Annotated in this window: 10 protein-coding genes and 1 pseudogene; 8 read left to right on the forward strand and 3 right to left on the reverse strand. The window is 63.9% G+C overall.

Going from position 1 to position 13,547, the window contains the following annotated elements:
* Positions 1 to 50 precede the first annotated feature (50 nt).
* The 3 genes from K0M74_RS13900 to K0M74_RS13910 form a co-directional block, all read right to left on the reverse strand.
* Complete coding sequence (locus K0M74_RS13900) at positions 51 to 833, reverse strand: SDR family NAD(P)-dependent oxidoreductase (RefSeq protein ID WP_088440218.1); 783 nt, start codon at positions 831 to 833, stop codon at positions 51 to 53.
* 104 nt (positions 834 to 937) lie between these two features.
* Positions 938 to 2,107, reverse strand: coding sequence for an acetyl-CoA C-acetyltransferase (locus K0M74_RS13905; RefSeq protein ID WP_293973524.1), 1,170 nt, complete (start codon positions 2,105 to 2,107; stop codon positions 938 to 940).
* A gap of 114 nt (positions 2,108 to 2,221) precedes the next feature.
* Entirely contained in the window at positions 2,222 to 3,376 is a 1,155-nt protein-coding gene (locus K0M74_RS13910) for an acyl-CoA dehydrogenase family protein (protein WP_293973526.1), read from the reverse strand.
* Between the two features lie 323 nt (positions 3,377 to 3,699).
* Between K0M74_RS13910 and K0M74_RS13915 the strand changes: the two genes are divergently transcribed.
* From K0M74_RS13915 to K0M74_RS13950, 8 genes and pseudogenes are all read left to right on the forward strand, one after another.
* Positions 3,700 to 4,569, forward strand: coding sequence for an SMP-30/gluconolactonase/LRE family protein (locus tag K0M74_RS13915; RefSeq protein ID WP_293973530.1), 870 nt, complete (start codon positions 3,700 to 3,702; stop codon positions 4,567 to 4,569).
* A gap of 406 nt (positions 4,570 to 4,975) precedes the next feature.
* Positions 4,976 to 7,087, forward strand: a complete 2,112-nt coding sequence (locus K0M74_RS13920) for a M3 family metallopeptidase (RefSeq protein ID WP_293973533.1) — start codon at positions 4,976 to 4,978, stop codon at positions 7,085 to 7,087.
* A gap of 257 nt (positions 7,088 to 7,344) precedes the next feature.
* Positions 7,345 to 8,247: an SPFH domain-containing protein gene (locus tag K0M74_RS13925; protein ID WP_293973536.1), complete on the forward strand. Its 903-nt coding sequence runs from the start codon at positions 7,345 to 7,347 to the stop codon at positions 8,245 to 8,247.
* Between the two features lie 107 nt (positions 8,248 to 8,354).
* Positions 8,355 to 8,564 (forward strand): toxin-antitoxin system HicB family antitoxin, encoded by a 210-nt coding sequence (locus K0M74_RS13930; RefSeq protein ID WP_293973539.1) that lies wholly within the window; start codon positions 8,355 to 8,357, stop codon positions 8,562 to 8,564.
* On the forward strand, positions 8,561 to 8,803 hold the full coding sequence (locus K0M74_RS13935; protein ID WP_293973542.1) for a hypothetical protein: 243 nt from the start codon (positions 8,561 to 8,563) through the stop codon (positions 8,801 to 8,803). Before K0M74_RS13930 ends, K0M74_RS13935 begins: the two co-directional genes overlap by 4 nt.
* A 215-nt stretch (positions 8,804 to 9,018) precedes the next feature.
* The gene (rpe, locus tag K0M74_RS13940; protein ID WP_293973545.1) at positions 9,019 to 9,690 is read left to right on the forward strand and encodes a ribulose-phosphate 3-epimerase; all 672 of its coding nucleotides are present in this window, start codon (positions 9,019 to 9,021) and stop codon (positions 9,688 to 9,690) included.
* 3 nt (positions 9,691 to 9,693) lie between these two features.
* Entirely contained in the window at positions 9,694 to 11,472 is a 1,779-nt protein-coding gene (locus K0M74_RS13945; protein ID WP_293973548.1) for a heparinase II/III family protein, read from the forward strand.
* 192 nt (positions 11,473 to 11,664) lie between these two features.
* Positions 11,665 to 13,547 (forward strand): annotated as a pseudogene (locus tag K0M74_RS13950) (DUF2012 domain-containing protein); the annotation flags it as partial.

Genomic DNA, 13,547 nt, shown 5'->3' on the forward strand with positions numbered 1-13,547 from the left:
TGAGGGGTTTGTGGGCGGCCTTCTGCCGCCCGCTTTCCGGTTTGGGCATATCAGCGCGGGCCCATGCGGATCCCGCCGTCGAGGCGCACGTCTTCGCCGTTGAAATAGCCATTCTCGATCATGCACAGCGCCAGCGCGGCATATTCGGGCGGATTGCCGAGGCGCTTGGGATTGAGCACCGAAGCGCCGAGCGCATCGCGGACATTCTGCGGCGCACCCGCGAGCAGCGGGGTGTCGAAAATGCCCGGCAGGATCGTGTTGACGCGGATATTCTCGCTCGCAAGGTCACGTGCGATCGGCAGGGTCATGCCGACGACGCCGCCCTTCGACGCCGAGTAAGCGGCCTGCCCGATCTGGCCGTCCTCAGCCGCGACCGACGCGGTGTTGACGATCGCGCCGCGCTCGCCGTCTTCCATCGGGTCGAGCGTCAGCATGCCGGCCGCCGACTTGGCGATGCAGCGGAAGGTGCCGACGAGGTTGATCTGGATGATCCAGTTGAAGGCATCGAGCGGGAAATGCTTGATGCTGCCGTCTTCCTTGCTGCGGCTCGCAGTCTTGATCGCGTTGCCGGTGCCGGCGCAATTGACGAGGATACGCTCCTGGCCGATCGCTTCGCGCGATTTGGCGAAAGCGGCATCGACCGATGCATCGTCGGTAACATTGCATTCGCAGAACACCCCGCCGAGCTCGGCGGCGAGCGCGGTGCCCTTTTCTTCCTGCAGGTCGAAGATCGCGACCTTGACGCCTTTGGCAGCGAGCGCGCGCGCAGTGGCGGCACCGAGGCCTGAGGCGCCCCCGGTGACGACGGCGGATACCGTGGAATCGAGTTTCATATCATTCTCCCTTAAATCGTCGCCCCCGCGAAGGCGGGGGTCGTTGGCAGCCTTGCGCTACCCCGATAGCGGCCCCCGCCTGCGCGAGGGCGACGCCAAATCTCTTACAACCGCTCGATGATCGTGACGTTGGCCTGACCGCCGCCTTCGCACATCGTTTGCAGGCCATATTTGCCGCCGGTCGCGTCGAGCACGCCGAGCAGGGTCGCCATCAGCTTGGTGCCGCTGGCCCCGAGCGGATGGCCGAGCGCGATCGCGCCGCCATGCTGGTTAAGACGCGCGTGATCGGCGCCAAGATATTTGAGCCACGCGAGCGGCACCGGGGCGAAGGCTTCGTTGACCTCGTAAGCGTCAATATCCCCGATCTGCATTCCGGCGCGCTTCAGCGCCTTTTCGGTCGCGAACAACGGTTCTTCAAGCATGATCACCGGGTCGCCCGCGGTCACCGAGACATGATGGATGCGCGCGCGCGGAGTCAGGCCATGGTCTTTCAGCGCCTGTTCGGAGACGATCAGCGCCGCCGAGGCGCCGTCGCAGATCTGGCTCGACGAAGCGGCAGTGATTGTGCCGCCTTCCTGCAGCAATTTGACGCCCGCTATGCCCTCGAGCGTCGCATCGAAGCGGATGCCTTCGTCAACCAGGTGGGTCTGGCGACCCTCAGGCGTGTCGATGTCGAGCCCGACGATTTCGCGCTGGAAATGGCCCGCTTCGGTCGCCGCCTTGGCGCGGCGATGGCTTTCAAAGGCATAAGCGTCGAGGTCGTCCTTGCTGAAGCCGTGCTTCTTGACGATCATTTCGGCGCCCATGAACTGGCTGAACATGATGCCGGGATATTTCTCCTCGAGCCGCTCGGACTTGTAGTGGCCAAGCCCTTCCTTGATGAACAGAGTCGCGACGCTGCCCATGGGCACGCGCGTCATGCTTTCGATGCCGCTGGCGAGGACGATGTCCTGCGTTCCCGACATTACTGCCTGCGCCGCGAACATCATCGCCTGCTGCGACGAGCCGCACTGGCGGTCGATCGTCACCGCGGGAATCGAGTCGGGGAGGTTCGAGGCAAGCACGGCGTTACGGCCAAGGTCCATCGTCTGCTGCCCGCCCTGCGACACGCAGCCGGTGATGACGTCGTCGATCTTTGACGTGTCGAAATCATTGCGGTCGGCGATTGCGTCAAACACGGCAGCACCAAGATCGACAGGGTGGATGCCGGCGAGCTTGCCGCCGCGCTTGCCGCCTGCGGTGCGGACGGCGTCTACGATATAAGCATGGGCCATGGGGATACTCCTTTCCGAGTGGTCGTCGCTCCCGCGCAGGCGGGGGCCGTTGGAGGCGTCGGGCAACGCCGAGTTAGAACGCCAGCGGCCCCCGCCTTGGCGGGGGCAACGGGCTTAAAGCTTCCGCCCGATCAGTTCCTTCATAATCTCGTTCGTGCCGCCAAAGATGCGCGTCACACGCGCGGCGCGCCAGGCGCGGGCGATCGGATATTCATTCATATAGCCCGCCCCTCCATGAAGCTGGAGACATTTGTCCATGATTTCCCACTGCAGTTCGGTGTGCCACAGCTTCGCCGCGGCGCCCTCTTCGGGGGTCAGTTCCTTTTTCAGATGCCGCGCGAGCGCCCAGTCGAGATGCGCCCAGCCGACCTGCAATTTGGTTTTGAGGTCGGCGAGCACGAAGCGCGTGTTCTGGAAATCGAGGATCGGCTTGCCGAACGCCTTGCGGTCGCGGGTAAACTCGACCGTGTCGTCGAAGGCACGCTGCGCCGACGCCTGCGCGGACACCGCAATCGAGAGGCGCTCCTGCGGCAACTCGCTCATCAGATAGATGAAGCCCTTGCCCTCTTCGCCCAGGCAGTTGGTGATCGGCACGCGGACGTCGTTAAAGAACATTTCCGACGTATCGGCCTCGTCCTGCCCGATCTTGTCGAGGTTGCGGCCGCGCTCATAACCTTCGCGGTCGGCCTCGACGAGGACGATCGACACGCCCTTCCACGCCGGCTGGACTTCGGTATCGGTCTTGACGCAGACGAGGATCAGGTCGGCGTTCTGGCCGTTGGTGATATAGGTTTTCGAGCCGTTGATGACATAATGATTGCCATCCTTTTTAGCGGTCGTGCGCATGCCCTGCAGATCGCTGCCGGTGCCGGGTTCGGTCATCGCGATCGCGGTGATCACCTCGCCCGCAACCATCTTGGGCAGCCAGTGCTTCTTCTGCTCTTCGCTGCCATATTTGACGATGTAATTGGTGACGATGTCCGACTGGAGCGAGAAGCCGGTGGTGGCGCGGCCGTAATAGGCGCTTTCTTCATCGACGATCGCATTGTAGCCGAAGTCGAGGCCGAGCCCGCCATATTCCTCGGGTACCGTCGGGCACAGCATGCCCAGCTCGCCCGCCTTGGGCCAGATCGACTTGGGGACGATCTTGTCCTCAGCCCATTGCGCGGCGTTGGGGGCGATCTCTTTTTCGAGGAACTGGCGCACCGTGGCGCGGAACGCCTCATGATCGTCGGTGTAGGCGGTGCGCGACAGGTTATCGAGCGACATGGTCTTCCTTTCCCTTGCGGCAGCCGAACGCAGGCGGGGAGTCGGCCGCAACTTTTCGGTCGCCAAGAGACCTTACGTTTACGTGCACGTCAAGTGGAAAGGCGTTACGGCATGAACTCTTTGCTCGCGCGGCCAACTTTCCCCGTCATCCCGGACTTGATCCGGGATCCATGCGGCGTCGACCGGCGGGCAGCGCGCGACCGCGTGGACCCCGGATCCAGTCCGGAGTGACGAAAGTGGGCGTTACCTCTCGCTCGGGTTGCACCGACGAATAGGTTTGCAGCCGCTGGGCAGCACCCCCGCGCCGCGCTACGACATACGCCATGGTTCAACTTCTTCTCGACGCCGGTGCCTTACTCGGCGAATCGCCGCGCTGGAGCGTATCGGAACAGCGGCTGTACTGGGTCGATATCGAGGGGCGGGCGATTCATTGCACCGATCCGGCGACCGGTGCGGACGAGGTCATGCTGCTGGATCAGCAGGTCGGCTGCGTGGCGCCGCGCGCGGGTGGCGGGCTGGTGGTCGCGATGGAGGACCGCTGCGCGCTGATCGACAGCTGGGGCGCCGCACCGCGACCCTTTGGCCCGGCGGTGCTCGCGGACAAACCCGAGCAGCGGTTCAACGACGGCTGCGTCGACGGGGCCGGTCGGCTGTGGGTTGGTAGCCTGACGAGCGACAAGGCGCATCCCACGGCGACACTGTATCGGCTCGATCCTGACGGTTCGCTCTCCGAAGTTTTCGGTGACCTCACCACCAGCAACGGCGCGGCGTTCAGCCCCGACGGGCGGACTTTCTACCATGCCGACACCCCGACCCATGCAATCCGTGCGTTCGACGTCGATCCGGCAACGGGCAATCTCGGCGAAGGGCGGATCTTCCACCAGTTTCCGTTCGGCAACGGTCGCCCCGATGGCGCCGCGGTCGATGCCGAGGGCTGTTACTGGTCGGCGCTGTGGGACGGGTGGCGCGTCGTCCGGCTGTCGCCCGCAGGCGAGTTGTTGCAAACGATCGAGCTACCGGTGCAGCGACCGACGATGATCGCGTTCGGCAGCGCGGATATGCAGACCGCTTTTGTCAGCAGTGCCGGCAAGAATCTGACCGACGACGAGCGCAAAGCGCAGCCGAACGCGGGCGGGGTTTTTGCGTTTCGGGTTGAGGTACCCGGATTGGTGCAGCCGATGTTTTCGGGATGATGCTCCCTGTCGCGCAGCGATGGTGAGGTGGCAGCGCCCTTCGACTGCCTTGCAGGCGCTCAGGATGCACTGCGCCGGAGGCGCAGCGCTGACGGAGGGGCCATGGCGCTACCGTCGCCGCCCCTCCACCACTTGCTTCGCAAGCGGTCCCGCTCGCGCTACGCGCCGTCTGCGGCTCCTCCATCGCTTCGCCACAGAGAGGATTTACTGCCTCACTCGGTTCGTCCTCCCAAACTTGCGCCACGCCGCGATCTCGGGCTAAGCCCGGACCAACTTGGTTTCCACCGAAACCGTTTCCCCGGGAGAATCACTGATGCCGCGCAACGCGCTTTCTTTTCGCCACCGCTTGCCGATATTGCTCGCATCCACCGCGCTGCTCGCAGGTTGCACAAATATGGATAGACCAATGACCGCTGTCGCTCCGCCCGCCGCCGAGTCCCCCTCGCCCACCACGGTTCCGGCTGGCGCCAACCCGATGCTCGCGACCTGGACCGGCCCCTATGAAGGGGTGCCGCCGTGGGACAAGATGGACCCCGAGCTGTTTCCCGACGCCTTTACCAAGGGCATGGCGGAGACGCGCGCGCAAGTGCAGGCGGTGATCAACAATCCGGCGGCGCCGACGTTCGAGAACACGCATGTCCCGATGATGCTGGCGGGCGACACGATGGAGCGCGTATCGGCTTTGTGGGGCGTGCAGACATCGAACAAGTCGAACGAGCGCGTCGAGGACATTGACGCCGAATGGAGCCCCAAGCTTACCACCTTCTACACCGAGCTGTTCCTCGATCCCAAGCTGTTCGCGCGCTACAAGGCGGTGTACGACGCCCGCCAGACGAGCGGCCTCGATGCGCAGCAGATGCGGATCGTCGAGCGCAGCTATGACGAGATGGTGCGCGACGGCGCCAATCTGTCGCCTGCCGACAAGAGCAAGCTGGTCGCGATGAATTCGAAGCTCGAGAGCCTGTTCTCAGCCTTTTCGTCAAAGCTGCTCGGCGACGAGAAGCTTTATACCTTCGTCACCGACAAGGCCGAGCTGGCCGGGCTCGACGCCGGCTTTGTCGCCTCGCTCGCCGCCGCCGCCGAAGCCAATGGCAAGCCCGGCCAGTGGGCGATAAAGAACACGCGGTCGTCGGCGCAGCCAGTGCTCCAGAACGCCAGCAACCGCGCGCTACGCGAGAAGGTCTACAAGGCTTTCGTGAACCGCGGCGACAACGGCGATGCCAATGATACCAACGCAACGATCGCCGAGATCCTGGCGCTGCGCCAGCAGCGCGCCGAACTGCTCGGTTTTCCCAACCACGCGACATACCGCATGGCCGATACGATGGCGAAGACCCCCGCCAATGCGATGGGCCTGATGATGAAGGTGTGGCCCGCCGCGGTAGCGCGGGTGAAGGAAGAGGTCGCCGACATGCAGGCGATCGCCGATGCCGATGCCAAGGCCGGCAAAGGACCGAAAATCACCATCGAACCGTGGGATTATCGTTTTTATTCGGAAAAGGTCCGCAAGGACAAATATGACCTCGATGAAAGCGAGGTGAAGCCGTACCTCCAGCTCGACAAGCTGGTCGAGGGCATGTTCTGGTCGGCGGGCCAACTCTATGACATGGGGTTCCGCGAAAACACCGGCACGATCCCGGTGTTCGACCCCAAGGTGCGGACGTTCGAGGTCTATAATCTGAAGACAAACGAGAATATCGGCGTCTTTTACCTCGACAATTTCGCGCGCGACGGCAAACGATCGGGCGCGTGGATGACGACCTATCGCAGCCAGCAGAAGCTAGGCGGCGACCGCAATGTGCTGGCGTCGAACAATAATAATTTCACTGAAGCGGCAAAGGGCGAGCCGACGCTGATCAGCCTGGACGATGCGTCGACGCTGTTCCACGAATTCGGCCACGGCATTCATTTCCTGCTCTATGACATCAACTATCCGGCGCTCGCCGGGGTGCCGCGCGACTTTGTAGAATATCCGAGCCAGGTGAACGAGAATTGGCTGATGACTCCCGAAGTGCTGTCGAAATTCGCGACGCATTACAAAACCGGCGCACCGATGCCGCAAGCGCTGCTGGACAAGATCGAGGCGTCAGGCAAGTTCAACCAGGGTTTTGAAACGGTCGAATATCTGTCGAGCGCGATCGTCGACATGAAGCTGCATGACCGCAAGGTGCCGCCGACCGACATCGACAAGTTCGAACGCGATACGCTGGCCGAAATGGGCATGCCGCGCGAGATCGTCATGCGTCACCGCCTGCCGCAGTTCGCGCATCTGTTCAGTTCGGACGCCTATTCGGCAGGCTATTACAGCTACCTCTGGTCGGAAACGATGGATGCCGACACCTGGGCGGCTTTCGAAGAAGCGGGCGGGCCGTGGGACCGGACTGTCGCCGACAAGTTCCGCACCTTGCTGTTGATGACCGGCAACGAAACCGACCGCGCCGACGCGTATCGCGCCTTCCGCGGCCGCGATCCCGATGTGTCGGCATTGCTAAAAAAGCGCGGCTTTCCGACCGAATAGAGTGGACGAAACCGGGGAGGCAAAGGGGGTCTTAATGGCCCCCTTTGTTTGCCCAGGCGAGAGGCGCAGACCAATAGCACACATGTCCGACCGGCGTTGATCACCGCAATAGCGCCGCTCATCCCGTAGCTTTACACCCCGGACTCAGCGATCCATCCGTCCGAGACCGGAAATTTCCGCGTCCGTCCGAATCCCGTTGACCGTCCGCTGAAACGATATAAATATGATATCATCTTTATATCGAGTCGGAGGGTGATATGGTTGATGGAGGGACACCGGCGCTGAACCGCAGTCGCGAGACGCGAGCGCTGACGCAGAGCGGTTATCTGATGCTGCTGATCTGGGTGGCACTGCTGGGCGTCGCGCTGTGGGCGGGGATCAGCAATGCGACCGCTGAATTTCAGGTGGCGTGGAAATGGGCGGTCGTGGCCGTATCGGCGGTGGTCGGCTTCCTGATCCTGTGCGGCTTCTACCTGATCAATCCCAACGAAGCGGCGGCGATCCAGCTGTTCGGGGCGTATAAAGGCACCGACCGCGAGGAGGGGCTGCGCTGGGTGCTGCCGTGGCTGACGCGCAAGAAGATCGCGGTGCGCGCGAACAACGTCATTTCGGACAAGATCAAGGTCAACGATCTGCGCGGCAATCCGATCGAAATGGCGGCGCAGGTTGTGTGGCGCGTCACCGACACCGCGCAGGCGCTTTTCGACGTCGATGATTACAAGGAATTCGTGATGGCGCAGATCGAGGCCGCGGTGCGCTCGATCGGCTCGCGCTACCCCTATGACGACATCGAACATCAGGAAATCACGCTGCGCGGCAACCATGACGAGGTCGGGGTCGAGCTGCGCAAGGCGCTGATTGAGCGGCTGAGCGTCGCCGGGATCACCGTCGACGAATGCGGACTGACCCACCTCGCTTATGCGCAGGAAATCGCCGGCGCGATGCTGCGCCGCCAGCAGGCCGAAGCGGTGATTTCGGCGCGCAAGAAACTGGTCGAGGGCGCGGTGACAATGGTCGAAATGGCGCTCAACTTGCTCGCCGAAAAGGGCGTCGTCGAACTCGACGGCGAGCGCAAGGCGGCGATGGTGTCGAACCTGATGGTCGTGCTGTGCGGCGAACGCGATACGCAACCGGTGGTGAACGCCGGGTCGCTTTACTGATGTAAAAAACCCGTTCGTGTCGAGCGAAGTCGAGACACCCACCGTGGGCGCATGACGTCCGGGCATCTCGACGTCGCTCGATGCGAACGGGGATTGAGGTTTTACCTATGCCGACGTCCGCCAAGAAAGCCTTTGCCCTCCGCCTCGACCCCGCGCTGTATGCGGCGGTCGAGCGATTGGCGGCGGACGAACTGCGCAGCGCCAATGCCGAGATCGAGGTGCTGCTGCGCGAGGCGCTGGCGCGGCGCGGAGTCAAGCCCAAGGCCGCCGCGTCGGCACGACGCGGGCGGCCGCCAAAAGAGGATAATCAACCATGATGCACCTGTTCATGCGCAAAGGGCCCTGGTTTCGTGCCAAGAGCCATGGGTTTGGCACCGGGCTGCCGATCGTTTGGGAGGGCTGGCTGTTGCTCGCGCTCCACGCCGCGTTGATCACGGGGGTGGCGGTGGCGTTGCAGGGTCGGCCGGTGGCGATGACAATCGCGGTGATCGTCGCGGGGCTGGCGCCGATGCCGGTCTACCGCGCCAAGACCGAGGGCGGTTGGCGCTGGCGGTGAATGGAGCAATCCTCCCTGTCGTCAGCGATGAGGAGGTGGCAGCCCCCCGGGCTGAAGGAGGGCTTACACACGACTGTCGCGGGCCCTCTACCATTCGCTGCGCGAACGGTCCCCCTCCCCATGGCTTCGCCACAGGGAGGCTCGCTAACCTTTTCCACCGCTAGCGCCGCCACTCCGCTTGCCCCCCAAGGGGTTGATGGTTAAGGCCAATGGTCATGACTAGTACCCCCGCCCCCGTCCGTATCGCCCCGTCGATCCTGAGCGCCGATTTTGCCGCGCTGGGCCAGGAAGTGCGCGCGATTGAAACGGCGGGCGCCGACTGGGTGCATATCGACGTGATGGATGGCCATTTTGTTCCCAATTTGACGATCGGGCCGGCAGTGGTGAAGGCGCTGCGTCCGCATTCGACCCTGCCCTTCGACGTCCATCTGATGATTTCGCCAGTCGATCATTTCCTCGACGCCTTTGCCGCGGCGGGCGCCGACATCATCACGGTGCATCCCGAGGCGGGGCCACATATCCACCGCACCATCCAGCACATCAAATCGCTGGGCAAGCAGGCGGGGGTGTCGCTCAATCCCGCGACCCCGGCCAAGATGCTCGACTATCTGATCGACGACATCGACCTGGTGCTGATCATGAGCGTCAATCCCGGCTTCGGCGGCCAGAGTTTCATCACGAGCCAGCTGCGCAAGATCGAGGCGGTGCGCAAGATGATCGACAAGAGCGGCCGCGATATCCGGTTGGAGGTCGATGGCGGCATCGATGCCGGGACCGCCCCGCTTGCGATAGCGGCGGGCGCCGATGTGCTGGTGGCGGGCACCGCGACCTTCAAGGGCGGTCCGGACGCCTATACCGACAACATCCGGCGGCTGCGGGGCGCCTGACTGATGGAGGGGAGACCGTTGACTTCGGCCCCTGCCGACCCGCCGCTCGATCTGGCCGACGACGCCGCGCCGATCGACGATTCGATCGAGCCCGGCAAGCGGCTGATCCGCCTGCCCGCCGACAAGGGGCTGTCGCTGGGCGACCGCGTTGCCAATGCGATCACCCGGCTGACCTGGCGCACCCCGCTCCACGCGTTCCGGCTGAAGGGGCGCTTTCCGCTCAAATTGCTTGGCGTGCCAGCCGATCCGGTACCCGGCGACACGCGCGCCGGGACCGCGATTCGCGCCGGCCATTTCCTGCACCGCGGGTTGAAGCTGCCGCTCGGCGAGCTCGATTTTGCCGCGCTGACCGTCGCGCCAACCTTTGCCGATTATCTACACAGCTTTGCCTGGCTGCGCGATCTCGCCGCGACGGGCACCCGCGCCGACGGCGCGCCGATCGCCGAAGCCGTCGTCCGCCACTGGCTCGGCACGCATGGCGAGACGGTGAGCGAACCGGCGTGGAAGGCCGACAATACCGCGTGGCGCATCCTGTTCTGGGCCGCCCACGCGCCGCTGATCCTGTCATCGAGCGACCTTGTCTATCGTTCGGCAGTACTCAATCACCTCGCGCGCGCGGCGCGGCATCTGGATCGCGTTGCCGACAAGACGCGCCCGGGCACGGGACAGATGGTCGCGTGGGTCGGCATCGTCGCCGCGTCGCTGCTGATGCCCGGCGGCGGGCCGCGGCAGATATTCGGCGAAGCGGGTCTGCGCAAGGTGCTCGAAACCAGCTTTTACGCCGACGGCGGCAATATTTCGCGCTCGCCGCAGGCGCAGCTCGACGCGGTGATGGCGTTGTCGATGCTTGCCAAAGTTTATGACATGCGCCGCATGGAAGTCCCGCCGTTCGTGCAGGAAGTGCTGGCGCGCGCCGTCCCGGCGCTGCTCGGGCTGCTGCACAGCGATGGCGGTATGGGCAGTTGGCAGGGCAGCGGCGCGACATCGGCGGCGCATGTCCAGGCAATCGTCAGCGCGAGCGGAGTACGCACCCGGCCGCTGAAACAGGCGCGGGACTGGGGCTATCAGCGGCTGGTCGCGAACAAGGTCGTGCTGCTCGCCGACGCGGCGCCGCCACCGATCGCGCGGGTGACCGAGGCGGGTTGCGCTTCGACGTTGGCGTTCGAACTGAGCGATGGCGACGAGCGCATCGTCGTCAATTGCGGCGGCGCGGCGCTGACTGGCGCGACGATCCCCGCCGACTTGGCGCGCGGGCTGCGCACCACTGCGGCGCATTCGACTTTGATCCTCGCCGACACCAATTCGACCGCGATCCTGGCGAACGGGTCGCTAGGCAAAGGCGTGACCGAGGTCGAACTCGATCGACGCGAGACGCCGCAGGGCAGTCGCGTCGAGATGAGCCACGACGGCTATGCGCGGCGCCACGGGCTGATCCACCGCCGCCTACTGATCCTGTCGCCGAACGGGCGCGAACTGCGCGGCGAGGACATGCTGCTCCCCGCGCCGCGGACGCGGCGCAAGGGCGACAAGGGGTTCGCGCTACGCTTTCACCTTGGCCGCAATATCTCGGCCAGCCTGACCGCCGACAAACTCGGCGCGCTGCTGCGCATCAATGGCGGCCCGCTGTGGCAATTCCGCACCTCAGAAGGCGCGCTGGACGTCGAGCAAAGCCTGTGGGTCGACGGCGAAGGCCGCCCGCACCCGACCGAACAGCTGGTCGTCACCGGCACCGCGCCCGCGGGCGGCGCGAGCATCGGATGGATATTTAAACATATCGGCTGAGCCCGGCGGCGCAGTAAAATTTCCTGCGCGGCGCATTTCCGTGCAATCCCGAGCGCTTGCCCCCCACCGCCCAGTCCGTGTTTCAGTCGTGTGACAACCCCGTAACACAGCGGTCATTATGCGCTGTCAGTGGCCCCTCGACTCGCCGGAAGCCATCAGGATTCGGCGATCTTTTAACCTTTGGGGGTCTCCATGTTCCAGCTTCACACCATTCGTTCGCGCTTCCTGTTCGGCACCTGTCTTTCGCTGGCCGCAGCCTTTCCTGCCGCCGCAGTCGCTTCGGAAATTACCGGTACCGTTTCCGACGCCAGCGAGACCCGCGCGCTGCAAGGCGCCGAAGTGCGCATCATTGAGCTGGGCCGGGTAGTCGAAGCGGACCGTGACGGCAGCTTCCGCTTCAGCGACGTCCCCGCCGGTACCTATACGCTGGAGGCACGCTACAGCGGCGCAGACGTAGTGACGCGCACCGTCACCGTCGCCGAGACCGGCAGCGTCAGCGCCAATATCCTGCTGGGTACCGACGGCACCATCCTGGTGGTCGGTCAGTCAGCCAGCCTGTCGAGCAGCCTGTCGCGCCAGCGGGCCGCCGACGGCGTCGAAAGCGTGCTGACCCGCGATGCGATCGGCCAATTTCCCGACCAGAATGTCGCCGAATCGCTGCGCCGTCTGCCGGGCATCAATATCCTGGCTGACCAGGGCGAAGGCCGCTTTGTGTCGGTGCGCGGCCTTGACCCCGAGCTCAATGCCGCGTCGATCAACGGCACGCGTATCCCGGCGCCTGAAAGCGACGTGCGGTCGGTGGCGCTCGACGTCGTTGCCGCCGAACTGATCGAATCCATCGAGGTCAAGAAATCGCTGACCCCCGACATGGACGCCGACACGATCGGTGCGTCGATCGAGATCAACACGACCAGCGCCTTCGACCGCCGCAAGGATTTGCTCTCGGTCAAGCTGGAAGGCAGCTACAACAACTATGCCGACGCGCTGACCCCCAAGGGCAGCCTCGATTTTTCGACCCGCGTCAGCGAGAATTTCGGTATCGCCGGAGGCGTCAGCTACTACCGCCGCAAATTCGAGAGCGACAATATCGAAGGCGCCGACTGGACCGTCAGCGACGACGGTATCGTTTATGCCGAGGAACTGCAGTATCGCGATTATGACGTCGAACGCGAGCGTATCGGCGCGACGCTGAACCTGGATTTCCGGGCCAGCGATTCGACGAAGCTTTATGCCCGCGGCATCTACAGCCAGTTTTCGGACCAGGAATTTCGCGGCGACGTGATCCTGATCATGGACGAGCAGCCCGCTTCGGGCACCGACAGTTCGGCCTTTTTCACTGACGAAGACGGCCGCATCGAAGTGCGCCGCCGCATGAAGGACCGGTACGAAGAGCAGAAGATCAAATCGGTCACGGTCGGCGGCGAAACCTTAACGGGGCCGTGGAAGCTGACCTATTCGGCGGCGTGGGCCGAAGCGAGCGAGCGCTAAAACGGCTCGGTCGACCCGACCCGCTTTCGCGCCCGTTTCGATGGCGACGGGGTTGATGTGAATTTCGACTATGCCGATCCGCGGCGGCCGATCTTTACCGTGTCGGGCAACACCGCGCTGTTCAACGATCCGGCCGAATATGGTTTCAATGAGCTGGAACTGACCACATTATCCGACGCGCGCGACCGCGAGTTCACGTTGCGCGGTGACGTTGCCCGCGAATTCGCGCTGACCGACGGCACCTTCACGGTGCAGGGCGGGGTCAAGTCGCGCTGGCGCGAAAAGACCTATGATTTCGATGCGCTGGTATTTGACGGCTATGATGGCGATTACAGCCTGGCCGATGTCGTTGGTGGTCAGACCTATCGCATCCAGAACCTCGGCCCGCTCCCGACACAGCGCGGCCCGACCGATTTCTTCAACAGCAATCGCGATAATTTCGAACTGAACTCGGTCGATACCGACGTCAATTCGGCATCGTCCGACTATGCGATCGACGAAGATGTGCTGGCCGGATATCTGCTTGGTCGTTTCGACAACAGCGACCTGCGTATCATCGGCGGCGTGGGCGACGCGCGGCACCCCGC

Source organism: Sphingopyxis sp., from assembly GCF_019459305.1.
Lineage (GTDB): Bacteria > Pseudomonadota > Alphaproteobacteria > Sphingomonadales > Sphingomonadaceae > Sphingopyxis.

Bases quoted from the DNA above. Each gene is read 5' to 3' on its own strand.
- K0M74_RS13900 (WP_088440218.1), bottom strand. From the start codon at position 833: ATGAAACTCGATTCCACGGTATCCGCCGTCGTCACCGGGGGCGCCTCA.
- K0M74_RS13905 (WP_293973524.1), bottom strand. From the start codon at position 2,107: ATGGCCCATGCTTATATCGTAGACGCCGTCCGCACCGCAGGCGGCAAG.
- K0M74_RS13910 (WP_293973526.1), bottom strand. From the start codon at position 3,376: ATGTCGCTCGATAACCTGTCGCGCACCGCCTACACCGACGATCATGAG.
- K0M74_RS13915 (WP_293973530.1), top strand. From the start codon at position 3,700: ATGGTTCAACTTCTTCTCGACGCCGGTGCCTTACTCGGCGAATCGCCG.
- K0M74_RS13920 (WP_293973533.1), top strand. From the start codon at position 4,976: ATGACCGCTGTCGCTCCGCCCGCCGCCGAGTCCCCCTCGCCCACCACG.
- K0M74_RS13925 (WP_293973536.1), top strand. From the start codon at position 7,345: ATGGTTGATGGAGGGACACCGGCGCTGAACCGCAGTCGCGAGACGCGA.
- K0M74_RS13930 (WP_293973539.1), top strand. From the start codon at position 8,355: ATGCCGACGTCCGCCAAGAAAGCCTTTGCCCTCCGCCTCGACCCCGCG.
- K0M74_RS13935 (WP_293973542.1), top strand. From the start codon at position 8,561: ATGATGCACCTGTTCATGCGCAAAGGGCCCTGGTTTCGTGCCAAGAGC.
- rpe (WP_293973545.1), top strand. From the start codon at position 9,019: ATGACTAGTACCCCCGCCCCCGTCCGTATCGCCCCGTCGATCCTGAGC.
- K0M74_RS13945 (WP_293973548.1), top strand. From the start codon at position 9,694: ATGGAGGGGAGACCGTTGACTTCGGCCCCTGCCGACCCGCCGCTCGAT.